Annotated in this window: 19 protein-coding genes; 5 read left to right on the forward strand and 14 right to left on the reverse strand. The window is 73.2% G+C overall.

Annotated elements, in window-relative coordinates:
- Positions 1-30 precede the first annotated feature (30 nt).
- The 6 genes from FGE12_RS21580 to FGE12_RS21605 all read right to left on the reverse strand — a co-directional run bounded on the left by FGE12_RS21580 (position 31) and on the right by FGE12_RS21605 (position 6,199).
- Positions 31-1,635 carry a sigma 54-interacting transcriptional regulator gene (locus FGE12_RS21580; protein ID WP_153868441.1) on the reverse strand — a complete coding sequence of 535 codons (1,605 nt, stop codon included), beginning with the start codon at positions 1,633-1,635 and terminating at the stop codon, positions 31-33.
- 93 nt (positions 1,636-1,728) lie between these two features.
- On the reverse strand, positions 1,729-2,835 hold the full coding sequence (locus tag FGE12_RS21585) for a lysylphosphatidylglycerol synthase transmembrane domain-containing protein (RefSeq protein ID WP_153868442.1): 1,107 nt from the start codon (positions 2,833-2,835) through the stop codon (positions 1,729-1,731).
- Positions 2,832-4,043, reverse strand: coding sequence for an MlaD family protein (locus tag FGE12_RS21590; protein WP_153868443.1), 1,212 nt, complete (start codon positions 4,041-4,043; stop codon positions 2,832-2,834). The genes FGE12_RS21585 and FGE12_RS21590 overlap by 4 nt, the downstream gene beginning before the upstream one ends.
- The gene (locus FGE12_RS21595; protein WP_153868610.1) at positions 4,040-4,855 is read right to left on the reverse strand and encodes an ABC transporter ATP-binding protein; all 816 of its coding nucleotides are present in this window, start codon (positions 4,853-4,855) and stop codon (positions 4,040-4,042) included. The genes FGE12_RS21590 and FGE12_RS21595 overlap by 4 nt, the downstream gene beginning before the upstream one ends.
- A gap of 31 nt (positions 4,856-4,886) precedes the next feature.
- The gene (locus FGE12_RS21600; protein ID WP_153868611.1) at positions 4,887-5,621 is read right to left on the reverse strand and encodes an ABC transporter permease; all 735 of its coding nucleotides are present in this window, start codon (positions 5,619-5,621) and stop codon (positions 4,887-4,889) included.
- Between the two features lie 89 nt (positions 5,622-5,710).
- A complete protein-coding gene (locus FGE12_RS21605; RefSeq protein WP_153868444.1) occupies positions 5,711-6,199 on the reverse strand; it encodes a hypothetical protein in 489 nt (162 codons plus the stop codon).
- 161 nt (positions 6,200-6,360) lie between these two features.
- Here FGE12_RS21605 and FGE12_RS21610 point away from each other — a divergent pair, with 161 nt between their 5' ends.
- Both FGE12_RS21610 and FGE12_RS31020 read left to right on the forward strand, forming a co-directional pair.
- The gene (locus tag FGE12_RS21610) at positions 6,361-8,031 is read left to right on the forward strand and encodes a M28 family metallopeptidase (RefSeq protein WP_153868445.1); all 1,671 of its coding nucleotides are present in this window, start codon (positions 6,361-6,363) and stop codon (positions 8,029-8,031) included.
- 78 nt (positions 8,032-8,109) lie between these two features.
- Positions 8,110-9,588, forward strand: a complete 1,479-nt coding sequence (locus FGE12_RS31020; RefSeq protein WP_194798145.1) for a methyl-accepting chemotaxis protein — start codon at positions 8,110-8,112, stop codon at positions 9,586-9,588.
- Here FGE12_RS31020 and FGE12_RS21620 read toward each other — a convergent pair.
- Positions 9,585-10,979 (reverse strand): MBL fold metallo-hydrolase, encoded by a 1,395-nt coding sequence (locus FGE12_RS21620; RefSeq protein WP_153868447.1) that lies wholly within the window; start codon positions 10,977-10,979, stop codon positions 9,585-9,587. The genes FGE12_RS31020 and FGE12_RS21620 overlap by 4 nt on opposite strands.
- 148 nt (positions 10,980-11,127) lie before the next feature.
- Positions 11,128-11,796: a CGNR zinc finger domain-containing protein gene (locus FGE12_RS21625; protein WP_153868448.1), complete on the reverse strand. Its 669-nt coding sequence runs from the start codon at positions 11,794-11,796 to the stop codon at positions 11,128-11,130.
- 90 nt (positions 11,797-11,886) lie between these two features.
- On the opposite strand from FGE12_RS21625, the gene FGE12_RS21630 reads away from it, so the two are divergent.
- From FGE12_RS21630 to FGE12_RS21640, 3 genes are all read left to right on the forward strand, one after another.
- Positions 11,887-12,069: a hypothetical protein gene (locus FGE12_RS21630; RefSeq protein ID WP_153868449.1), complete on the forward strand. Its 183-nt coding sequence runs from the start codon at positions 11,887-11,889 to the stop codon at positions 12,067-12,069.
- Positions 12,070-12,798: 729 nt separating this feature from the next.
- Positions 12,799-14,013, forward strand: a complete 1,215-nt coding sequence (locus FGE12_RS21635) for a right-handed parallel beta-helix repeat-containing protein (RefSeq protein ID WP_153868450.1) — start codon at positions 12,799-12,801, stop codon at positions 14,011-14,013.
- Positions 14,014-14,024: 11 nt separating this feature from the next.
- Positions 14,025-14,705 (forward strand): DUF4336 domain-containing protein, encoded by a 681-nt coding sequence (locus FGE12_RS21640; RefSeq protein WP_153868451.1) that lies wholly within the window; start codon positions 14,025-14,027, stop codon positions 14,703-14,705.
- On the opposite strand, the gene FGE12_RS21645 is transcribed toward FGE12_RS21640, so the two are convergent.
- The 6 genes from FGE12_RS21645 to FGE12_RS21670 form a co-directional block, all read right to left on the reverse strand.
- Entirely contained in the window at positions 14,702-15,691 is a 990-nt protein-coding gene (locus tag FGE12_RS21645) for a DUF1028 domain-containing protein (RefSeq protein ID WP_153868452.1), read from the reverse strand. The genes FGE12_RS21640 and FGE12_RS21645 overlap by 4 nt on opposite strands.
- On the reverse strand, positions 15,691-16,395 hold the full coding sequence (locus FGE12_RS21650; protein ID WP_153868453.1) for a dihydrofolate reductase family protein: 705 nt from the start codon (positions 16,393-16,395) through the stop codon (positions 15,691-15,693). Before FGE12_RS21650 ends, FGE12_RS21645 begins: the two co-directional genes overlap by 1 nt.
- A gap of 93 nt (positions 16,396-16,488) precedes the next feature.
- The gene (mfd, locus tag FGE12_RS21655; RefSeq protein ID WP_153868454.1) at positions 16,489-20,106 is read right to left on the reverse strand and encodes a transcription-repair coupling factor; all 3,618 of its coding nucleotides are present in this window, start codon (positions 20,104-20,106) and stop codon (positions 16,489-16,491) included.
- 106 nt (positions 20,107-20,212) lie between these two features.
- Positions 20,213-20,524, reverse strand: a complete 312-nt coding sequence (locus FGE12_RS21660; protein ID WP_153868455.1) for a hypothetical protein — start codon at positions 20,522-20,524, stop codon at positions 20,213-20,215.
- Between the two features lie 64 nt (positions 20,525-20,588).
- Positions 20,589-20,951 carry a GFA family protein gene (locus FGE12_RS21665; protein WP_153868456.1) on the reverse strand — a complete coding sequence of 121 codons (363 nt, stop codon included), beginning with the start codon at positions 20,949-20,951 and terminating at the stop codon, positions 20,589-20,591.
- Positions 20,952-20,975: 24 nt separating this feature from the next.
- On the reverse strand, positions 20,976-22,073 hold the full coding sequence (locus FGE12_RS21670) for a fibrinogen-like YCDxxxxGGGW domain-containing protein (RefSeq protein ID WP_153868458.1): 1,098 nt from the start codon (positions 22,071-22,073) through the stop codon (positions 20,976-20,978).
- Positions 22,074-22,118 lie beyond the last annotated feature (45 nt).

A 22,118-nucleotide genomic window follows, 5' to 3' on the forward strand; every position in this document is an offset into this window, starting at 1 on the left:
GCTGCGGGTGGGATGCGACGGTGAGGCGCTTCAGCGCCCGCGCGGCTCGAGCGCGAGCTCCTTGAGACGGCGGGTGAGGGCGCGCCGGCTGACCTCGAGGCGCTGCACCATCCGGTCGAGGTCTCCCTCGCACTCGGCAAACGCGCGCTGCAGCTCCGCGGGGGAGAGGTCTCCGGCGGTGCGGATGCCGGGGCTGCGGTCGATGAGATCGTAGAGCGAGGGGCGCGAGATGCCGAGGCGCGCCGCGCTGGCCTTCAGGTCCCACGCGCTCTCGCGCAGCGCCGCGAGCAGCTCGGCCTCCGTCACGTCCGAGGGCTTGCGCCGCGCGGGCTCTTGCGCGGCGGGCTCGGGTGCCGCGGGCTCCGGTGCACGCGCGGAGGGCGCCTGCGCGAGCTCCTGGGCGAGCGCCGCGTCCAGCTGCAGCACCGCCTGCCCGCGGTTGCCGATGACCAGCTGGCGCGCCACGTTGCGCAGCTGGCGGATGTTGCCCGGCCAGGGGTGGCGCAGCAGCTGCGCGGCGAGCGGGGCGGGCAGCCAGGGCTCGGCGTAGGGGTCCTCGGGCTGCAGGCGGTGCACCTCTCCGAGCAGCTCCAGCTCCTCGCGTGCGAAGTGGTGGAAGAGCGGCCCGACGTCCTCGCGGCGCTCGCGCAAGGGGGGCACGCGGATCTCGTAGCCCGCGAGCCGGTGCAGCAGCGGGGCCTTGAAGCTGCCGCTCTGGATGCGCTCCTCGAGGTCCGCGTCCGTGGCGGCGATGATGCGCACGTCCACCGGGACGGGGCGGGTGGCGCCCACCGGGAACAGCTCGCCGGCCTCGAGCACCCGCAGCAGCATCACCTGCACCTCGGGCGGCGCCTCGCCCACCTCGTCGAGGAAGAGGGTGCCGCCGTGGGCGGCGTGGAAGAGCCCCTCGCGGTCCTTCAGCGCGCCGGTGAAGGCGCCCTTCACCGCGCCGAACAGCTCCGCGGCCGCGAGCTCGCGCGGGATGGCGCCCAGGTTCACGCTGATGAAGCGGCTGCCGGGGCGCACGCTGCGCTGGTAGATGGCGCGCGCCACCAGCTCCTTGCCCGTGCCGGTCTCGCCGCGCAGCAGCACCGGCACGCGCAGGTCCGCCACGCGCTCCACGTGCCGGCGCACCTCGTGCAGCGCCGCGCTCTCGCCCACCATGCCCAGCGCGTAGGGGGTGGGCGGCGGGCCTTCCGCCGGGGCCAGGTGCGCGAGCAGCACCACGCGGCCCGCGAGCTCCAGCGCCACGCCCGCCTGCAGCGCCGCGGCCGGGAGCACGCACTCGCCCGCGAGCGGCCGGCCGTCCACCACCACGCGCGTGCCGCCCTCGGGCGCCGCGAGCCGCAGCGCCCCGCCCTCGGCCGCCGAGAGCACCAGCGGCTTGCGGCTCACGAAGGGGTCCAGCAGCGGGGTGCCCAGCAGCGAGCCCGGGGCCGTGAAGTCCGGGCTGCTGCGCGCGAGCAGCACCTGCCTTCCGCCGCCGAGCCCCGTGAGCAGCAGCCGCTCACCCACGCGGCGCGGGACGGGGTGGGAGGCGATGGTGAGGGCCGGGACGAGGTGCGCGCCCGGCGCGTGCGCACCGCGCTCGTCGCCGATCGCCGTCGACACCTCGCCCATCCCTTCGCCCGGCATGTGGTCCCCCTCGAAACGTCGAGAGGCGGACTATGGCGCAAGCCCCACCGGGCGGCCAACTTCCAGGCACACTGGACGGACCCCGGGCGGGGCCTAGCGCGCGCGGAGGCGGCGGCGCGTCTCGCGGTGCGCGAGCGCCGCGCCCGGCAGCAGCGGGAGCCAGAAGGAGAGGCCGCGGAACACCAGGGTGGCGGCGAGCGCGGGCACGGCCGGGATGCCGAAGGCCACCAGCGCGCCCACCGAGCCGGCCTCGAAGGTGCCCAGGCCCCCGGGCACCACCGCCACGCTGCGGAAGGCCGAGGCGAGCATGAAGGCGGCGAGCACCGGCAAGAGCGCCCCGCGCTCGCCCACCGCCGCGAGCCCCGCCCACAGGGTCGCGGCGTCCAGCACCTGCACCGCGAGCTGCAGCCACGAGGCGCGCGCGAAGAGCGAGGGGGACTGCATCACCCCTGCGTCCGCCGCGAGCACCCAGCGCACCACGCCGCGCAAGGGCTTCACCCGCTCGAGCAGCGGGTGCGCCTTCTGCGGCGGGCTCCACATCAGCCACACCAGCAGGCCGGAGAGCGCGAAGAGCCCCAGGGTGAAGAGGGCCGCCGCGCCCAGCGCCGCGTCCGGCAGCTTCGACCAGGCCAGCGCTGCGCCCAGCGCGAGCAGCAGCGCGAGCGCGTAGGTGAGCCAGCGCGTGGCGAGCCGCAGCACCAGCGCCGCGGACGCCGTGGAGGGGGCGACCCCGCTGCGCGTGAGCGAGCGCACCACCAGCACCGTGCCGCTCACGCCCCCGGAAGGGAAGGCCTGGTCGAGGAAGTACTTGGCCACGGTGAGCTGCAGCAGCCGGCGCAGCGGGCGGTGCGTGCCGGCCTCCACCAGGATGTGCTCCCACAGCCGCGCGTCCGCCACGTAGGTGAGCGCCTGCAGCGCGAGCGCGAGCAGCAGCCACGCGGGGCGCGCCTCGCGGGCGATCTCCAGCAGCTGCCGCTGCTCGCCGAAGCGCGCCACCGCGATGCCCAGCGCCACCAGGATGGCGCCGCCCACCCCCCACTGGCCCACGCGCAGCCAGAAGGTGCGCCGCGGCGAGGGCGCCTCCGCCTCCGCGACCAGCGCCTCCATCTCCGGATCCGCCGGCAGCTCGGCCTCGTCATCGATGGTGTCATCGATGTCGTCTGGCCCACCGGAGGGCGGCGTGGGAGGGGGAGCGCTCACGGCACCCCGGCGTCCGGCGCGGCGGAGGGCGGCGGGGCCGCGGGCGGCGTGCCCGGAGCCGCTGGAGCCGCCGGAGCTGCGGGCTGCGTCAGCTTCCCGGTGTCCTCCACCCGGCCGCGGTTGCTGATGGAGTAGCGCACCAGGGCGCGCAGGATGCGGTTGCGCTTCACGTTGCCCAGCACCGTCTTCAGGTCCTCGTACACGGTGGGGTCGTTGATGATGCCGCCGAGGCTGCCCTCGCCCTGGGCCACCTTCGCGGTGATGCTCTTGATGTCCGCGGCGGCGCTGCTCAGGTCCTTCATCATGCTGCCCGAGTCGCCGTAGGTGAGCTCGTGCAGCGCGCTGCCCTGGTGGGTGCGCGCGTCGGCGAGCAGCTTGGAGACCTCTTCCGCGGCGCTGCCCAGCTGCTCGACCGCGCGGATGCCGCCGCGCTCGTACAGCAGCGCGTGGGCGCTGCCCTTGCCGCTGCGCACCTGCTCGAGCAGCTGCTGCACCTCGCCCGCCGTGGCGTCCAGGCGCTGGGCCGCGCCGGCCGCGTTCGCCATCAGCGCGGGCACCTGCGCGCCCGCCTTCTTGTCGTAGATGAGCGCGTGCAGCACGCCGTTGCCCGTGCGCACCTCGCTCAGGATGCCGTGCAGGCTGTCCAGGGTGCCGGCCACGTCCTCCACGAGGCGCGGGTCGGTGTACGCGTCCACCGCGCGGCGCACCTGCGCGGTGATGGCCATGGAGTCCTCCATCAGCTGCCCGGCCGTCTTCATCAGGCTGCTCAGGTCCGAGCTGGGCCCGGTGGGGATGAGGCTGCCGGGCTGCAGCCGCTCGCCCTTCGCGGTGCCCAGGCTGATGTCCACCGCCTTCTCCCCCAGCACGCCGAGGCTGGTGAGGCGCGCGACCGAGTCCGAGCGCACGCGGTCCGCGAAGGCCTCGCTCATCTCCAGCGTCGCCTCGATGCGCGTGTCGTCCAGGTCCTGGGCAAAGTGGATGGCGCTCACCTTGCCCACCGCGCGCCCGCCGATCCACACCGGCGACTGCTCGGTGAGCCCGTCCACGTTGGTGAAGAGCACGCGGTAGGTCACCTGCCGCTCGAAGAGCCGGTTCTCGCGGCCGATCAGCACCACCACCAGCCCCGCGAGCACCAGCCCCGCGAGCACGAAGAGCCCCACGCGCAGCGTGAGCCGGCGCTCGCGGGGGGTGAAGGACGGGGCGCTCATGGCTCCTCCGGCGGCAGCTGCACGGGCGGGCGCGCATCCAGGAACGCGCGCACCTCGGGCACCGTGGAGGCGCGCATCTGCTCCGGGGTGCCCACCTCCAGGATGCGGTGGCGCGCGAGCATGGCGATGCGGTCCGAGACGTCGAAGGCGCTCGACATGTCGTGCGTGACGACGATGGAGGTGCAGCCGAGCTGCTCCTTCATGCTCTTGATCATCGAGTCGATGGTCTCCGTGGTGAGAGGGTCCAGCCCCGTGGTGGGCTCGTCCCAGAGGATGACCTCGGGGTCGGTGGCGATGGCGCGCGCGAGCCCCACGCGCTTGCGCATGCCGCCGGAGAGCTCGCTGGGCTTCTGGTGCTCGATGCCCGGCAGGTTCACCAGCGCGAGCTTCTCCGCCACGCGCTTGCGCACCTCGGCGAGCTTCATGCGCGGGAAGTGCTCGCGCAGCGGGTAGGCCACGTTCTCGCCCACGGTGAGCGAGTCGAAGAGGGCGCTGCCCTGGAACACCATCGCCACCTTGCGGCGCACCTCGAGGAAGTCCTCCTCGCGGAAGTCCGTGAGGTCGTGGCCCTGGAACACCACGCGGCCTGCGTCCGGGCGCAGCAGACCGATGAGGCACTTGAGCAGCACGCTCTTGCCCGTGCCCGAGCCGCCGATGACCGTGAGCGTCTCGCCCGCGTTCACCGTGAGGTTCAGGTCCTCGTAGATGACCTTGGGCCCGAAGGCCTTCTTCAGGTGCTCGAAGCGGATGAGCTCCGCGCCCTGGGGCACGGGCTGGAACTCGGGCGGTGGGTGACGGCGGGCGAACAGCATGGCGGCGGGAGGCACGGGGCCTTCGAGGGTCCTAGAGGAAGAGGGTGAGCTTGGTGATGAAGAAGTCCGCGAGGCACACCGCCACGCTGGCGATGGCCACCGTCTGGGTGGTGGCGCGGCCCACGCCCTCGGTGCCGCCCTCCACCTCGAGGCCCTGGTAGCAGCCCACCAGCCCCACGATCGCGCCGAACACCGCCCCCTTCACCACGCCGGAGACGAAGTCCGTCATGCTCAGCACGTCCAGGCAGCCCTGCAGGAAGGTGGCGTAGGGGATGCCGAACTCGCTCTTCACCACCGCCATGCCGCCCACCACGCCGATCACGTCCGCGAGCACGGTGAGGCCGGGCAGCACCACGAGGCAGGCGAGCACCCGCGGCAGCACCAGCTTGCGCAAGGGGTCCGCGCCCAGCGCCCGGATGGCGTCCACCTGCTCGGTGACCGCCATGGCGCCCAGCTCCGCGGCGATGCCCGAGCCGATGCGCGCGCCCACCGTGAGCGCGGTGAGCACCGGCGCGAGCTCGCGGAACAGCGTGAGCGCCACCACGCGGCCCACCGTGTTCGCCACCCCGAAGCGCGCGAGGAAGAAGGCGAACTGCAGCGAGATGACCAGGCCCGCGAAGGTGGAGGTGAGCAGCGCGATGGGCAGCGAGCGGATGCCCAGCACCTCGATCTGCCGCGCCAGCTCCGTGATGGGCCAGGGCGGCGTCACCGCGCGCCGGGCCACCTTGCCCGCCATCACGCTCATGCCGCCCACGCGCCACAGCATGCGCTCGAAGCGCTCGCGCACGCTGCGCTGGCCGCGCCCCAGGGCTCGCGGGCTCGCGGGCTCCGGGGTGGACGCCGTGGTGAGCGCGCTCACGACGCGCGCCCCCCGGCGTGGAAGCCCGCCACCAGCTGCTCGAAGTCCCGCAGGCGGCTCTCGAAGAGCGCGGGGGGCGAGACGTAGCTGAAGTCGTAGACGCAGCCGTCCTTCTTGAGCACCAGCAGGTCCAGCTCCACCGGCACCCCGTCCAGCTTCGCCCCGTAGCGCGAGCGCAGCGCCTCGCGCCCGTCCACCGGCACGCGGGCTTGCGCGCGCAGCTGCTGATCGGTGAAGCCCATCAGCAGGTGGCGGGTGAGCACGTCCAGGGGCGGGTCGCCGTGCTCCTCGCAGGTGGCGTTGGCCTGCAGGAGCTGTCCGGTGCCCTCGATGGCGTAGGCGCGGTCGTTGTCCTTCACCCCCAGGGGCCGCCACGGGGCGCCGGGCAGCCCCACCTGGTAGCCGCCCTCGGGGCGGGGCCGCGGCGCGGCGCAGCCGAGCAGGGGCAGCAGCAGGAGCAGGAGGGAGGGGCGGGGGCGGAGCATGGGCGCGAGGACGTTAATAACGGGCGCGCAGGGGGGAACTGCCGCGGGAGCTTCTGTCCGCTGGCGAGCAGGGAATCAACCGGTCCGCGGTGGGTTGAGAGGGTCTCCTCTCCCGGTCTGGGCGAGGCTTGGTCCCCCCTCCAGCAAGCGAGTCCCCGCCCATGCCCTGTGCCTCTCGCCGCTCCCTCCTCGCCGCCCTGCTGCTCGCGGGCGCCGGCCCCGCCCTCGCCGCCCCGCCCAAGGGGGCCGGCGGCGCCGCGCCCTCCGCCGCGGTGGCCAACGCCTGGTGGAGGCACGTGCAGTTCCTCGCGGACGACTCGCTGCAGGGCCGCGACACCGGCAGCGAGGGCTACGCGAAGGCGGCCGCCTACGTGGTGGAGCAGCTGAAGGCGGCCGGGGTGCGCCCCGGCGCGGGCGGCGACAGCTACCTGCAGCCGGTGGCGCTGCAGTCGCGGCGCCTGGACGAGTCGCGCTCGCGCCTCGCGCTGGTGCGCGACGGCCAGGAGCACCCCGTCACCCTGGGCAAGGAGGCCGTGCTCACCTCGCGCACGGGCGAGCCGGGCAAGGTGGAGGCCCCGCTCGTCTTCGTGGGCTACGGCCTCACCATCCCCGAGGCGGGCTACGACGACCTGAAGGGCGTGGACCTCAAGGGCAAGGTGGCGGTGCTGCTCTACGGCGGGCCGGGCACGGTGAGCGGGCCCCTGCGCGCGCACCACGCCTCCTCGTCCGAGCGCTACAACGCGCTCAAGGCGGCGGGCGCCGTGGGCGTGCTGATGCTGCAGAACCCGAAGCAGATGGAGGTGCCGTGGTCGCGCGTCGCCGGGGCGCGCAAGATGCCCGCGATGATGTTCGAGGACGCGGCGCTGAACGACCCGTCCCTGCAGCTGGGCGGCGCCTTCGACCCCGCGGCCGCCGAGCTGCTCTTCGAGGGCAGCGGGCACAGCTTCCAGGAGGTGCTCGCGCTCGCGGACGCGGACAAGCCGCTGCCGCACTTCCCGCTGCCCACGCGCGTGCGCGCCGAGCTCGCCTTCGACACCGCGCCGGTGCAGGCGCACAACGTGGTGGGCGTGCTGCCCGGCTCGGACCCCGCGCTCGCCCAGGAGTACGTGGTGCTCAGCGCGCACCTGGACCACGTGGGCGTGGGCGAGCCGGTGAAGGGCGACCGCATCTACAACGGCGCCATGGACAACGCCTCGGGCGTGGCCGCGGTGCTCGAGGTCGCGCGCGCGCTGCACGCGCAGGGCACCGCGCCCAAGCGCTCGGTGCTCTTCCTCCTGGTGACGGGCGAGGAGAAGGGGCTGATGGGCTCGAAGTTCTTCGCCGCCCACCCCACCGTCCCGAAGGGGGCGCTGGTGGCGGACCTCAACCTGGACATGTTCCTCCCGCTCTTCCCGCTCACCCACCTGACGGCGTACGGCGCGGACGAGTCCACGCTCGCGGAGCCCCTGAAGCGCATCGCCGAGGCGCGCGGCGTGAAGCTCACGCCCGACCCCGAGCCCAACCGCATGGCCTTCGTGCGCAGCGACCAGTACTCCTTCATCCGCGCCGGCATCCCCGCGCTCGCCTTCAAGTTCGGCTTCGAGAAGGGCTCGGCGCAGGAGCGGCTGCAGAAGCGCTGGTACCGCGAGCGCTACCACGGCCCCGCGGACGACCTCTCGCAGCCGGTGAGCAAGGAGGGCGCGGCGAAGTTCGTGGGGCTGCTCGCCGAGCTCACCCGCGCGGTGGCGGACGCTCCCGAGCGCCCCCAGTGGAACGCGCAGAGCTTCTTCGCCCGCTTCGCGCAGGCCCCGGCCGGCAGCAGCAGCGGCGCGGCGGCGCCCGCGGCCCACTAGCCTGCCTGCCCCACGGGCGAGGGGCCGGGGGGCCCCGTCTTCCCGGTGCGGGCGGGTGCGGGGATGATGCGTCCTCCCGTGGCCGAATCCGACCCTCTCCTCGCTCCCGCCCAGGGCCTCGACGCCTACCACGCCTCGCTGCAGAGGCGCTGGGTGCCCCGCGCCCAGCTCATCGGCCGGCTCGCCCTCGCTGCGAGCCCCTTCTTCCTGCTGATGGACGCGGTGGGGCGGCAGGTGGCGGGTGAGTCCGTGAGCTGGGGCCGGCTCGCGCTGCTGCGCCTGCCCTGGGCGCTGCTGCCACTGCTGGGGCTGGTGGCGATGGCGCTGCCCGCCGCGCGCCAGCGCGTGGCCGCCCTCGCCGTGCCCCTCTCGCTCGGCTACTGCCTGGGTAACGACTGGGTCTTCTACCGGCTGGGCGAGGCGCTGGGCACGCGGCACCTGGTGGTGCTGCTCGTCACCTTCATCGCGCCGCTGTCGCTGCTGCCCCTGCGCGGGCGCGACCGCTGGCTGCTGTGCGGCCTCTTCGGCGCCGGGCACCTCGCGGTGGAGCTCACGACGGCGGACGGGCGCCCGCTCGCGGTGAAGCTGTGGGGCGCCTTCCTCCTCTTGCTCGGCTCCGGTGTGCTCGCGGTGCTGCTCAACGGCGTGTTCCGCCAGCACCGGCGCATGTTCCTCCTGCGCCAGGAGATGCAGTCCACGCTCGGCGCGCTGAAGGCGAGCCGCGGCCAGGTGTCGCAGGCGGTGACCACGCTCGCGGCTTCCGTGTTGCAACTCACCGAGGGCGCGGCAGAGCTCTCCCAGGGCAGCGCCGAGAGCCGCAGCGCGAGCGAGCAGATGGCGGCCGCGACCGAGCAGATGGCGCGCGCGGCGCGGGCGCTGCAGGAGCGCAGCCGCGGCGGCGCGAGCACGGCGGCCGGGGCGAGCGCGCACGCGCTCGCAGTGCAGCAGCTGCTCGCCGGCGTGGAGGAGGGCGTGCGCGAGATCGACCAGGCGGTGGCGCGCAGCGAGGCCTCCTTCCGCAAGCTGCAGGCGCACGCGGAGCGCATCGGCCGCTTCGTGGACGGGGTGCAGGAGATGGCGGCGCAGACGCAGATGCTCGCGGTGAACGCGGGCATCGAGGCGAGCCGCTCGGGGGCGCAGGGGGCGGGCTTCGCCGTCATCGCGGCCGAAGTGCGCCAGCTCGCGCAGGCGAGCGCGGCGAGCAGCCGCGACGTGGGCACGGTGGTGCTCGAGCTGCAGCGGCAGATGGACGGCACGGTGGCGAGCGTGGACGCGGTGCGCGAGCGCACCGGGCGCTTCCTCGCCATCTACGGCCAGACGCGCGACACGCTGCAGGACGTGCAGCGCAGCGTCTCGGAGACGGAAGGGGCGATGCGCGAGAACGCCCAGGATGCCGCGGTGCAGGCGGGCGCCACCGAGGCCATCTCGCAGAACACCCTGCAGCTGCTGCAGCGCATGGAGGCCCAGGCGCTGCTCGCCGGGCAGGTGACCCGGACGAGCCAGCAGCTGGGCGAGCTCGCCGCGGGGCTGCGGGCGCTCTTGCCCGAGCAGAGCTAGAGCAGCGTGCGGCGCACGCCCCAGTACAGGTCCTTCGCGCGGCGGTAGGCGCTCGAGTCCGGGCGCAGCGCGCGGCGCAGCGTGTTGGCGCTCTTCTGCTGCAGGGGCAGCAGGTAGTTCGCCTCGAGCCTGTGGCGCAGGAAGCCCAGCGGGTCGCGGGCGCGGTACACGTCGAAGTACGCGTCCACCTCCTCGGCCGTGCGGGCGCGCCCGTTGTCCGAGTACTTGGCCACGTAGGGGGTGAAGTCCGGGTACAGGCCGCGCTCGCCGAAGGGGCCGTGCAGCGTGGTCTTCATGAAGTTGCCGATGAGCAGGTCGTCGAAGATCTCGTAGCGCACGGCCGTCATCAGCGAGTGGCGCGGCACCTCGAAGGTGATGCCCTTGTGGAAGTGGTCCTTGCGGAAGGTGATGACGTGCTCCTGGCCGCCCACCTGGAAGCGCAGGTAGTCCAGGCTCCTCTCCAGGTGGCGCACCTGGCGGAAGTAGCGCTCCAGGGCCTCGGGCTCCCCGGGCTCGAGCCGCTCGCTCCAGTCGTCGCCGAAGTCCGCGGGCGGGCGCGCCACGATGTCGCGCTCCTTCGGGTGGATCTCCTCGAGCTGCTCCTTCGCGCAGTCGTAGCGGATGAAGGCGGGCAAGAGCTCCACCGTGCGCGAGGCGAAGCCGCGCGGGTAGTCCTGCAGCGTGGTGGTGTACTGCCCGGCCCAGGCGCTGTCCGCGCGCTGGTACTTGTGCATGGAGCTGAAGGGCACGAAGTACTTCACCCCGTAGAGCTCCGCCTGCCGCGCGATGGTCTGCCCCACCGGCGTGCGCTGCGCCGCGGGCGGCGGGATGCGGCGCCCGTCCTCGGTGAAGTAGTTGATCATGTCCGCGTCCCCGTACCCGGAGAGCGCGAGCAGGAAGCTCTTCGGGTAGGCGCGGATGATGCCGCGCACGAAGCGACCCCAGCCGCGGTCGCTCGCGTCGTTCAGGTTCACCACCAGCGTGCCGCCCACGTCGATGAGCAGCACCGCGTCCTGGTTCACGTCAGGGATGCACATCGCGCGCACCCGCGGAGAGAGCTGCATCCAGGTGCGGTCCTCCATCACCTGCACCCGGTAACCCTGCGCCATCAGATCGTCGCGGATGCGGTGGCCGAAGTGGTTGGGCACCAGCACCGTCTTGTCCTTGAGCAGCGCGAGCGAGTCGCCCGAGAGGTGGTCCGGGTGCCCGTGGCTCACCCAGACGTAGGGGCAGGCGAGCAGCGCCTCGCGCTGCTCGGCGGGCACCTCGTGGCTCAGGGTCCAGCTGCCGAAGTAGGCGTCTCCCTCGAACCACGGGTCCGTGGCCAGCACCGGCCCGCCGTCGTGCGCAATCACCGTCGCATTGCCGATCGTCTCGAAGCCCAGCTCCATGCGCTGCTCCCCCTGGTAGGTCTCCGGCCAAGGTGCGCGGAGGGGCAGGGGGTGCCCACGCCCCCGGAGCGGGGGTCGGTGTGGGGCGCTGAGCAGTCGTGACCTGCTGGCTGCAGGGCGGGCGGGCGGGCTTCTAAGGGCGCTCGCCTCAGCGGTCCGCGGGCTTCGCGCGCTGCCTCGCGTAGTGCCGGCGCGCCTTCGCGCGGTTGCCGCAGTCCTTCATGCTGCACCAGCGCCGCCGCCCGTTGCGCGTCTCGTCGAGGAACACCCAGCCGCAGCCGTCCTCGTAGCTCAGGCCGCACAGCCGCACCCGCGCGCGCTCCTCCGGCTGGGTGAGCAGCTGCACGGCGGAGACCGCCACGCGCCACAGCGGCGCCTCGAGCCGCTCGCCCACCGGCTCCCACGCGAGCGCGAAGCCGCCCTCCCTGGCGCCCTCCGCAGCCGCGACCAGGTGCTGCCGCTCGACTGCGCGCGCATGCCACGCGTCCAGCAGCGCGAGGTCCTCCGCCTGCGCGGGCTCCCCCTCCGCGAGCACCACGTAGAGCCGGAACAGCGCCTCGCGCAGCTCGAGCGCCTCGGCGAGCACCCGCTCGGCCTCCCGCGGCGAGCGTTCCGCCCGCGCGAGCAGCGCCCGCGCGCCCGCCGCGTCCACCACCCCCACCTGCTCGGCCCAGGACACCAGGTCCGCGTAGCGCAGCAGCCGCTCCACCGGCGCGCGCAGCCGGCTGCCGCCCACCGTGTTCGCGAAGTCCAGGCACAGCCTTCCCCCGAGCAGGTCGAAGTGGGGGGAGGGCGGGGCGGGGTCGGAAATCGTCATCTCACCACCAAAATAGGGGTTGAAAGGTTAGGGCGCCAGCCTTACTTCTCTAACTGATGAAACGACACTAGCTGGTTAGAGAGGCCTGCCATGAAGACCCCCCTGCTTTCGACCCCTTCGCCCGCCGCCCCCCGCCTGGAGGGCACGCTGCTGGCGGGCCTGCTGCCGCTCGTGCTGTGGCTGCTGCTCTGGGTGGGCGTCACCTTCGCAGTGCTTGCGCCGCTGGGGCAGCTGCTCGCGCAGCCGCCCGTGGCGGGCGCGCTGACGGCCTGAGGCGCGCCCGGGCTTCGCGAGACACGCGAGAGTGGCGCGAGGGGCACGGCCTCGAGAAGGAGAGGCCGGGAGGAGACGGGGCTTCTCCGGGTGGGAGAGGCCGTCCACGCGCGCGCGGGACGGCTGTCCCGAGCGGAGACGCCCCTCCCGGGCGCGGACGGGCGCGCGATGCAAAAAGGTAAAATCCTATTTTACGTTTTTGCGCGACGCGGGCCGCCGCTCCCGAGCGGGGACACACGCAGAGTGAAGGGCGCCTTGGAGCCGGAGGGCTCGCGCGTGGAATGGACGTTTCGCTCCATACGAGGGCCCCTCGGCGGGCAGCGCGGACGAGCATGGAAAGGAGCTTCCTTCCAGGCGACGGCCGCGGAGGCGCGAGGAGGTGGACGCCCGCGTGTCACCCCTGAGCGCTGCGGAACCGGCGACGCCCCGCCGCGAAGGGCCGCCGCGCTCCGTCACCCTTCCGGTCCTGACGCCTCCACCGGCACGCCAGCGCACGCACACGAGGCGACGCGCGTGCATCCCGAGGATGCGCACGCTGCGGGACGTGCCGTTGTGCGGGCTCTCCCCGCGGGGGCCGGCGACCGCTTTCGGGCGATGGGCTCGGCGCTGCGGAGCGCATCCGCACCTGTTCGAAGCGCGATGCTGCGCTCGCACTGGCGAGCGAATGGTGCGGGGCTGGCCTGAAGCGCAACTGTCCGGGCTCCTCCTTCCAGCCTGGAGCCTCCGCGCATGTCCCTGCCGTCCTGCCGCACCGTGCTCTGCTGCGCTGCCCTGCTCGTCCTCGCCGCCTGCGAGCCGGACTTCCCCGGGCCCGGGAGCCCGGGCTACTTCCGGGTGGACACGCTCGTGGACGGGGCGGACCCCACGCCCGGCGACGGGCTCTGCGGGGTGGGCGCGCGCGGCTCGTGCACCCTGCGCGCGGCCGTGATGGAGAGCAACGCCCGGCCCGGCCCCAACACCATCGAGGTCCCCGCGGGCACCTTCACCCTGCGGGCCTCGGGCAGCGGCGATGCGGAGCGCGGGGACCTGGACGTGCACGGCAGCATCCGCGTGCTGGGCGCCGGCATGAACGCGACCCTCATCGATGCGGGCCCCATCTTCGACCGCCACTTCGAGCTGCACGACGGCCGCCTCGAGCTCCTCGACCTCACCCTGCGCCACGGGCAGGGCGAGGGCGCGGCGGTGGCGGTGAACGCAGGCCTGTTGCTGCTGCGCCGCGTGGCGGTGCGCGACAATACCGCCGACTTCAGCGGGGGCGCCCTGCGCAACAGGGGCGTCGCCACGCTCGAGGACTGCCTCTTCGACGGCAACGCGGGCCCCCGCGTCGGTGCGGTGGCCAACCTGGCCACGATGGGGGTCGAGCGCTGCACCTTCAGCCACAACACCAGCGGCGCCACCGGAGCCATCACCAACGAGGGCGGGTTGACCCTCTCCAACAGCACCGTGAGCGGGAACAAGGCCAACAGCGGCACCGGCGGCATCACCAACCTGGGCCCCGCCTCCCTCACCCTCGTCAACGTCACCATCACCGACAACGAGGCGGGCAGTGACGACACGGATCGCGCCGGCGGCCTGGCCAACAACGGCGTCGCGCGGCTGAGCAACACGCTCATCGCGGGCAACCGCAACCGGTTCGGGGGCCAGGTGGACTGCGCCGGCACGCTGACCTCCGGGGGCTACAACCTCGTCCAGAACCCAGGCACCGAGTGCAAGCTCGTGGGGGACCTCACCGGCAACCTGCTGGGCAGCGTGGCGGAGCTGGGCCCCCTGCAGGACAACGGCGGCCCCACCCCCACGCACCTGCTCGCCGCCCGCAGCCCGGGCCGCGACGCCGCGAACCCGGCCGCCCCCGGCAGCAGCGCCACCGCGTGCCGGACGGTGGACCAGCGCGGCGTGGCCCGGCCCCAGTCGGGCCGCTGCGACATGGGCGCGACCGAGCAGTAGGCTCCCCGCCCATGCAACTGCACGCGCTGGGTGAAGGGCTGTGGTCGCTGGAGCAGACGCTGCGCTTTCCCGGCGGCGTCACCCTGCCGCTGCGCGGGCTCGCAGTGCGGCTCGCGGACGGCGGGCTCGCGCTCATCAGCCCGCCGTCGCAGCTCGCCCAGGGGCGCAGCGGGCTCGAGACCCTGGGCCCGGTGCGCGCGCTGGTGGCGCCCAACCTCTTTCATCACCTCGGGCTGCCGGCGGCGCAGCGGCTGTTCCCCGAGGCGCGCGTGTTCCGCCGCCCGGGGCTGGACGCGAAGCGCAAGGAAGTGCGCTTCACCGACCTGCTCACGGAGCAGCCGCCGGAGCTGTGGGCGGACGTGCTCGCGCACGTGGAGGTGGGCGGCATGCCGCGCGTGCAGGAGATGGCCTTCGTGCACGGGCCCAGCCGCACGCTGCTGCTCACCGACCTCTGCTTCAACGTCCACCGCGCGCCCAACCGGCTCACGCGCTTCTTCATGAGGCTGAACGGAGCCTGGGAGCGCTTCGGCCCCTCGCGCATCGCGCGCGGCGCGATGAAGGACCGCGCCGCGGTGCGCGCGGCGGTGGACCGGATGCTCGCGCACGACTTCGAGCGCATCGTGGTGGCGCACGGAGACGTGGTGGAGACGGGCGGGCGCGCCGCGCTCGAGCGCGCCTTCGCCTCCCTCTAGCGCTTGATGGCGCGCTCGAAGCCCGGCTCCTGGCGCAGCGCCTCCAGGTCCGGGTCTCCGCGCGCCTGGTGGGCGAGCTTGGGGTTCCCCTTCACCGCGAGCTGCAGCGCCTGCAGCGCCTCGGCCTTCTTCCCGGCGCTGGTGCGGATGACGGCGAGGTCGTAGCGCACCTCGGGGAGGATGCTCTTCGCACCCGTCTCGGCCTCCTTCGCGGTGCGCTCGATGAGGGGCAGCGCGTCCGCGGGGCGCTTCTGGGTGTGCGCCGTCCAGGCCATGTTCCACAGCCCGTTCACCCGGCCGATGCCCACCAGCCGCCGCAGCTCCACGAGCGGGCGCGGGTGGTCGTCCACGCGCACGTCGATGTAGCGGTCCGTGTAGCCGCCGAAGCCGCCGTGGGGGCGCGCCACCACGAGCGCCGCGGACTGGCGGCCGCGCGAGTCGCCGCCCTTCGCGTCCCCGGCCTCCACCGCGGCGAGCATGCGCGCGGCGAGGTCTCCCTTCGTGCCGAGGAAGGCCTTCTCCATCGCCTCCACCACGTCTGCACCCGTGAGGATGTTGCCCTGCACGGCGTAGTTCGGCCCGTGCCGGCCGCCCGCCCAGGCGTTCGCCGCGGGGCCGGTGTAGGTCGCGGACTCGCCCTTCGCGGACACCATGCCGAGCTGGCGCGCGGAGGGGTCCGCGTCCTCCTTCGTGAGCCGCTGCACCACCTGCTCGGGGGGCAGCCCCTGCGCGAGCAGCTCGAGGCCGTGCGTGCCGTACAGGCCGTTCACGTTCGCCTGCGTGGCGACGGCGCCCACCCCTGCGCGCACGTAGGGCACGGCGGTGCCCACGGCGAAGAAGCGCGAGGCCACTGCGACGCCCACCTCGCCGGACTCGGGGTCCGCGGCGACGATGGAGAAGGTGGCCACGTTGTCCGGGCGCTTGGGGTCTCCCGCGTGCGCCACCGGCACGCACAGGAGCGAGAGCAGCAGCAGCGCGCGCGCCATCACTTGGCACCTCCCCGGCCGAGCACGCGGTAGCGCAGCCACACCACGCCCTTGGGCAGCTGCCGCACGCTGGTGAGGCGCAGGTTCATGGGGCCGTGCTTGCGGCGGCCCGCCACGTCGAACACGGTGGGCACCTCCATGGTGCCGTCCACCACGGGGGCGAAGACGAGGCTCAATTCGTCGATGAGGCCAGCGTTGAGGAAGGCGCCGTTGATCTTCCCGCCGCCCTGGATGGACACGCGCCGGATGCCGAAGTGCGCGCGCAGCTTCTCGAGCGCGAGCGCGAAGTCCACGTCCTGCTTCCCCGCGAAGAGGTAGGAGATGTTCCGCTCGCGCAGGAAGTCGAGGTAGGCGCCCGTCGCGCGCTCGGTGAGCACCACGATGAGCCGGTCGCCGTTGACGTCGTTGGAGCGCCAGTTGAGGCGGCCGCTCGCGTCGATGGCCACCGCGAAGCTCTTGGCTCCGTCCTCGACGACCCAGTCCGTCTTCGGCGTGCGGCTGCGCGAGGCCCGGGCGCCCGCGCGGAAGCGCCCCGGGCCCGAGAACTCCTGCATGGTGACGGTGCCGCACACCCAGGCCTGGGTCTTCAGCTGGTCCGCAGTCTTGTCGTACAGCCCCGGCGTGGCGACGCCGCGGGGCCACTCGTCGATGACGATGCGGCCGTCCACCGAGGGCATCATGTGGCAGATGACGTAGGGCTTCATGCGAGGGCCTCGAGGTGAGGGAGATGCCCAGTTTCACCGAGCCCCCCCGGGCCAGCTGCCCCTTCTGTGCCCTGCGGTGGACTGCCGGACAGCTCAGGCCTGCGGCAGTGCGCAGGTGCCCAGGTCGCGCAGCACCTTCTTCGCCTCGTTCACCGCCTCGCGGCCCTTCACGCCCTCGGGCAGGCGCGCCACGAGCTTCATGTCCGGCGTGAGGCGGTACAGCCCCTTGGAGCGCTGCACCAGCGCCGCCACGCGGTGGCCGTCCAGCAGCGCGTCACCGCCCAGGGTGACGACGAGGCGGCCGGGCCCGGCCTCGAGCGCGCGCAGGCGCAGCTCGCGCATGTCGATCTTCAGCAGGGTGGTCTCGCAGAGGTTGTCCACCTCGTCGGGCAGCTCTCCGTAGCGGTCCACCAGCTCGTCGCGCAGCTCCTGCACCTCGTCCGGGGTGCTGGCCTGGCTGAAGCGCTTGTAGAAGACGAGCCGCTGGTGCACGTCCGCCACGTAGTCGTCCGGGATGAGGCTCGCGAACGGGAAGGTGACCTCGGGCTCGATGTGCGTGCGCGGCGGCTCGCCGCGCATCTCGCTCACCGCCTCGTCCAGCAGCTGCGTGTACAGGTCGAAGCCGATGGCGGCGATGGAGCCGGACTGGTCGGGCCCGAGCAGGTTGCCCGCGCCGCGGATCTCCAGGTCGTGGCTCGCGATGCTGAAGCCCGCGCCCAGCTCGGTGAAGTTCTGCAGCACCTCGAGCCGGCGCTGCGCGTCCTTCGTCACCCCGCGGCGCGCGGGCACCATCAGGTACGCGTACGCGCGCTCCTTCGAGCGGCCCACGCGGCCGCGCAGCTGGTAGAGCTGCGCGAGGCCGAAGGTGTCCGCGCGGTTCACGAGCATGGTGTTCGCGCTCGGGATGTCGATGCCGCTCTCGATGATGGAGGTGGCGAGCAGCACCTGGAACTTCTTGTCGGTGAAGGCGAGCATCACCTTCTCCAGCTCGCCCTGGTGCATCTGGCCGTGGGCCACGCCAATGGAGACCTGGGGCACCAGCTCCTTGAGCGTCTGCTCCATCGCGTGGATGGACTCCACGCGGTTGTGCACGAAGAACACCTGGCCGCCGCGGGCGACCTCCCGCTCGATGGCCTCCTTGATCTGCGGCGGGTCGTACTTGATGACGAAGGTGCGGATGGCGCGCCGGTCCTGCGGCGGCGTCGCGATGATGCTCATGTCGCGCACGCCGGACATGCTCATGTGCAGGGTGCGCGGGATGGGCGTAGCGGTGAGGGTGAGCACGTCGATCTGCGTGCGCAGCCGCTTGAGCTGCTCCTTGTGCTTCACGCCGAAGCGCTGCTCCTCGTCCACGATGAGCAGCCCCAGGTCCTTGAAGGCCACCTCGCCGCCCAGCAGCTTGTGGGTGCCGATGAGCACGTCCACCTTGCCCTCCTTCGCGCGCTGCAGGATGGCGCGCACCTCGGGGGGCTTCTTGAGGCCGCTGATGACCTCCACGGTGACGGGGTAGTCCTTGAAGCGCTTCTTGAACGACAGGTAGTGCTGCTGGGCGAGCACGGTGGTAGGCACGAGCACCGCCACCTGCTTGCGGTCCAGCGCCGCCTTGAAGGCCGCGCGCATGGCGACCTCCGTCTTGCCGTAGCCCACGTCGCCGCAGACGAGCCGGTCCATCGGCTCGGGCTTCTGCATGTCCGCGAGCACGTCCTCGATGGCCTTGAGCTGGTCCGGCGTCTCCTCGAACTCGAAGTCCGCCTCGAACTGGCTGAAGTAGCGGTCCGGCGCGCTGAAGGCGTGGCCGGGGTGCGCCTTGCGCGCGGCGATGATCTGCAGGAGCTCCGCCGCCATCTTCAGCAGCTGCTCCTTCACCCGCCGCTTCGTCTTCTCCCAGCTGGTGCCGCCCAGCTTGTCGAGCGCGACCTTGTCGGGGTCTCCGCCGGTGAACTTCTGGATGAGCCGCATGCGGCCCACCGGCAGGTAGATCTTGTCCTTGCCGGCGTACTCGAGCACGAGGAAGTCCCCGGGCACGCCGTTCACCTGCATCTTCGTCAGGCCCGCGTAGCGCCCGATGCCGAAGTCGGTGTGGACGATGAGGTCCCCCTCCTTGAGGTCCCCGAAGCCCGCGCTGAACGCGTCCGTCTTCTTGCTGCGGCGCACGCGGCGCCGCGCGCGCACGCCGAAGATCTCCTCGTCCGCGAGCAGCGCGAGCCCGCTGCGCGCCCCCTCGAGCTGCGGCGCCACGAAGCCCGCGCTGATCTCCATGGGGAACAGGTGCGCGCTCACGCTGGGCTCGTAGAGCGCCGCGGGGTCCCCGAGCGGCTCCTGGTGCACGCGCACCATCACGTTGCGGTCCAGGAGCAGTCGCTTGAGCCGGTCCGCCTGGGAGAGCGTGCCGCAGGCGACGGCCAGCGCCACGCCGCTCTCGCGCCAGCGCTGCATGCGCTCGATGAGCGGGCTGAGCGCGCCCTCCTCGCCGTGGTGCGCGAGGATGGCCTCGCGCACGTCGTGGGTGGTGCCGAAGGAGAAGGCCACCGGCGCCGCGGCGTCCTCGGCCGCGGTGAGGCTGAGCCCGCCGCCCTCGAGCACCCGGAAGGCCTGCAGCTGCGCGCGCACCTGCTCGGGGGAGAGGAACAGCTCGGGCGGAGGCTGGGTGAGGTCGCCGCGCGCGTCCGCGTCCGCGCTCTCGCGGGCGAGCTCCTCCCAGAGCTCGCCGGCTGCCCGGTCCACGCTGACGGGGTCGTCCACGTAGAAGAGCGGCGCCTCCTTCGTCCACAGCCCCAGGTACTCGAACACCGTGCCCAGGCCGCCCTCGAAGAAGCCGGCGAGCAGCCCCTCCATGCCGAAGGGGGGAAGCCCCTCGCGGATGGCATCCAGGCGCTCGCGCAGCTTGATGGTGGGCAGGTTGATGCGCTCGGCGGCGGCGCGCGCGGCGGCCTCGGCGCGGGGGCGCGTCTCGTCGTTGAAGAGCACCTCGCGCGCGGGGGCGAGATGGACCTCCTGCAGCGCGTCCGTGGTGCGCTGGGTGTCCGGGTCGAAGAGGCGCACGCTCTCGATGGTGTCGCCGAAGAACTCGAGCCGCACCGGCTGCGTGTACAGCGGGCTGAACACGTCCAGGATGCCGCCGCGCACGCTGAAGGTGCCCGGGTCCTCCACCAGGGGGCTCGAGAGGTAGCCCATCGCGGCGAGCTTTCGCGCGAGCCCGTCGCGGTCGTGGTCCTCGCCCACGCGGATGCGCGCACTGAGGCTCGCCATCACCCCGGGCGGCACCATGCGCCGCATCAGCGCGCCCACGCTGAGCACCAGCGCGGGGAAGCGCGTGCCCTGCGCGAGGTGGAAGAGCGCGCCCAGCCGCTCACTCACCGTGACGGGCTCGGGGCTGAGCTCGTCGTAGGGCAGCACCTCGTCCGCCGGCAGCCGCACCACGCGTGGCGCGAGCGGGGTGCCCTCGCCGCCCAGGAAGAACGCCAGGTCGTGCGCCAGGCTCTCGGCCGAGTCCTCGTCCGCCGTGACGCAGACGAGCGGGACTTGGAGCTGCCCGGCGAGCTGCGAGAGCGCGAGCCCGCGCGCGGCGCCCTTCAGGCCCTGGGTGCGCACCCTGCGGCCCGGGCCGAGGAGCGCGCGCACGCGGGCGATGGGGTCCGAGACCTGCGGCAGTGCCCGGAGGCCCGCCGCATCACCTGTCACCTGGAGCTTCTGCGAGAAGGGAGTGTCCATCCGTCGGCCGGGGGCCGTACGGGTAAATAGGAGCCGGGCAGGGGTGGGTCAACGGAAGAGCAGCCCGCAGGGGCACCCCCGCGCGAGCTGCCTCCCCAGCGGGCGACTAGTGCCGGGCGGCCAGGCGCAGCCGCAGCACGTCCTGGGCGGCGCCCGGGTCCACCAGCTCCAGCGCGGCGCGGCCCGTCACCCGCAGCTCCTCCTCGTCGCGCTCGTCGTCGTCGCCGCCCTTGTCCCCGCCCTTGTCGCCGCCGCTGCCGCCGTCCCCCTTGCCGCCGCCGTCCGCCAGCAGCTCAGGCGCCGCGAGGCCCCCGGGCGCGGAGGTGATGGCCACGCGGCTGCGGGCCTCGGCGCGCGCGGCGAGGCCCGCGCTGCACAGCGAGAGGGCGAAGAGGAGGGCGACGGCGAGGGTCTTCATGGGCGGGGCTCCGGGCTCTGGGACCTGGACGGCCCCATGCCCTGCGTATTCACGCGGGCCCGCGCTAACGGCTGCGGCCGTCGTAGGGATGGAGCTTCAGCCCCTCGAGCGCCACGCCCTCCAGGCAGCGCACGTTGACCGCGCGCATCTCCCGGCCGTCCGGCGTACGGCCGGTGGAGTAGGAGCGCACCCCGCAGGTGCGGCAGAAGAGGTGGTGGATGCTCTTCTTGCCGAACTGGTAGTCGCTCACCGCCTCCTCACCGGACTTCAGCTCGAAGTTCTCCACCGGCGCGAAGGCCAGCATCGAGCCGGTCTTCTGGCAGATGGAGCAGTTGCAGGTGACCACGGGCTGGCTCAGGTCCAGCTTCACGCTGTAGCGGACCTGGCCGCAGTGACACCCACCCTCGTAACGCTGGAGCTCGCTCATGGGCGGCATCTTGCCTGCGCGCGCCTAGCGCAGCCACCACGTCCAGTGGTCGGTCGTGGGGTCCTGGCTGAAGCCGCTGAAGTTGGCGCGCGTGTCGGTCATGAACGGGTGGTAGAGGTGGCAGCCCTCGTACCACCAGCCGATGTTGCGGTGCACCGAGGCGCAGCTGCTCCCGGAGGTGTCGCTGTCGGTGGTGCTGAAGGGCGGCGCGAAGTTCAGGAAGCAGCCCGGGCTCTGGCCGCACAGGGCCGCGTTGACCTCGGTGGTGTTGGAGCCCGAGAGCCCGAGGTTCTCCGCCATCTTCACGTCGTCGAGCTGCGCGAGCCGGGGCGTCGCGTCCGACTCGAAGCGCAGCGTGGAGGCGCCGTCCGCGAGCTCGCGCCAGGTGTCCAGGGGCATCACGTAGAGGGGCGCGCTGCGGTGCCCGCCGTAGTCCGTCGCCTGGCCGACGCCGCTGCTGCGCCACGCGGCGATGCCCTGGGTGAGCGCCGGGTGCGCGGGCACCACGCCGGTGAAGGCGCTGTGCAGCACCAGCGTCCAGCCGCCGCCGTCGTAGTTCATGTTGCAGTAGACCTGCAGCTCCCGGCCCCCGATCGTGAGGGTGTGGAGGCCCGTCGCGGCGTCGGGCTGGGTCTGCTTCAGCGTGCGGCAGCTGCCCACGAAGGGCGTCACGGTGTCGGAGGCCTCCGAGGTGGCCTCCCGGGTGCCCTCCGGCGTGCGCGCCGTCACCGTGAAGGCGTAGGGCTTGCCCGGAACGAGGCCGGTGAGGCGCACCTCGTTGTCCAGCGTGGTCAGCGGCTCCAGGGCGGTGGAGCCATCCGTCGTGCGCACCGTGTAGGAGTACCAACGGGAGGGGTTCTCCCGGCTCCAGCGCAGCCGCACCTGACCGTCGCCCGCCACCGCCGAGGTGATGACCGGCGTCTGCCATCCCGGCTCCGTCGACGGCTCGGTGGGCGGGGGCGTCTGCTGCTCGGGCTGCGCGGGCTGGTCGGGAGGCGACTGCGTCTCGGGCTTCTCCGTGGGCGGCGGCGCGAGGCACGCGGCGGTGAGCAGCGGGAGCAGGAAGAAGGCAGAGACTCGGAAGCTGCGAAAGCCGGGCATCATGGGGAGTGCGTTTAGCATCTCCCGCTGCGGGTTGCTCCCGGGGGCCCTGGCCTGCGGTGGGTG

It is taken from the genome of Aggregicoccus sp. 17bor-14 (assembly GCF_009659535.1).
In the GTDB taxonomy this organism is placed as follows: domain Bacteria; phylum Myxococcota; class Myxococcia; order Myxococcales; family Myxococcaceae; genus Aggregicoccus.

Coding starts and splice junctions, on each gene's coding strand:
- FGE12_RS21580 (WP_153868441.1), bottom strand. CDS start 1,635: ATGCCGGGCGAAGGGATGGGCGAGGTGTCGACGGCGATCGGCGACGAG.
- FGE12_RS21590 (WP_153868443.1), bottom strand. CDS start 4,043: ATGAGCGCCCCGTCCTTCACCCCCCGCGAGCGCCGGCTCACGCTGCGC.
- FGE12_RS21595 (WP_153868610.1), bottom strand. CDS start 4,855: ATGCTGTTCGCCCGCCGTCACCCACCGCCCGAGTTCCAGCCCGTGCCC.
- FGE12_RS21600 (WP_153868611.1), bottom strand. CDS start 5,621: ATGCTGTGGCGCGTGGGCGGCATGAGCGTGATGGCGGGCAAGGTGGCC.
- FGE12_RS21605 (WP_153868444.1), bottom strand. CDS start 6,199: ATGCTCCGCCCCCGCCCCTCCCTCCTGCTCCTGCTGCTGCCCCTGCTC.
- FGE12_RS21610 (WP_153868445.1), top strand. CDS start 6,361: ATGCCCTGTGCCTCTCGCCGCTCCCTCCTCGCCGCCCTGCTGCTCGCG.
- FGE12_RS21620 (WP_153868447.1), bottom strand. CDS start 10,979: ATGGAGCTGGGCTTCGAGACGATCGGCAATGCGACGGTGATTGCGCAC.
- FGE12_RS21625 (WP_153868448.1), bottom strand. CDS start 11,796: ATGACGATTTCCGACCCCGCCCCGCCCTCCCCCCACTTCGACCTGCTC.
- FGE12_RS21630 (WP_153868449.1), top strand. CDS start 11,887: ATGAAGACCCCCCTGCTTTCGACCCCTTCGCCCGCCGCCCCCCGCCTG.
- FGE12_RS21635 (WP_153868450.1), top strand. CDS start 12,799: ATGTCCCTGCCGTCCTGCCGCACCGTGCTCTGCTGCGCTGCCCTGCTC.
- FGE12_RS21640 (WP_153868451.1), top strand. CDS start 14,025: ATGCAACTGCACGCGCTGGGTGAAGGGCTGTGGTCGCTGGAGCAGACG.
- FGE12_RS21645 (WP_153868452.1), bottom strand. CDS start 15,691: ATGGCGCGCGCGCTGCTGCTGCTCTCGCTCCTGTGCGTGCCGGTGGCG.
- FGE12_RS21650 (WP_153868453.1), bottom strand. CDS start 16,395: ATGAAGCCCTACGTCATCTGCCACATGATGCCCTCGGTGGACGGCCGC.
- mfd (WP_153868454.1), bottom strand. CDS start 20,106: ATGGACACTCCCTTCTCGCAGAAGCTCCAGGTGACAGGTGATGCGGCG.
- FGE12_RS21660 (WP_153868455.1), bottom strand. CDS start 20,524: ATGAAGACCCTCGCCGTCGCCCTCCTCTTCGCCCTCTCGCTGTGCAGC.
- FGE12_RS21665 (WP_153868456.1), bottom strand. CDS start 20,951: ATGAGCGAGCTCCAGCGTTACGAGGGTGGGTGTCACTGCGGCCAGGTC.
- FGE12_RS21670 (WP_153868458.1), bottom strand. CDS start 22,073: ATGCTAAACGCACTCCCCATGATGCCCGGCTTTCGCAGCTTCCGAGTC.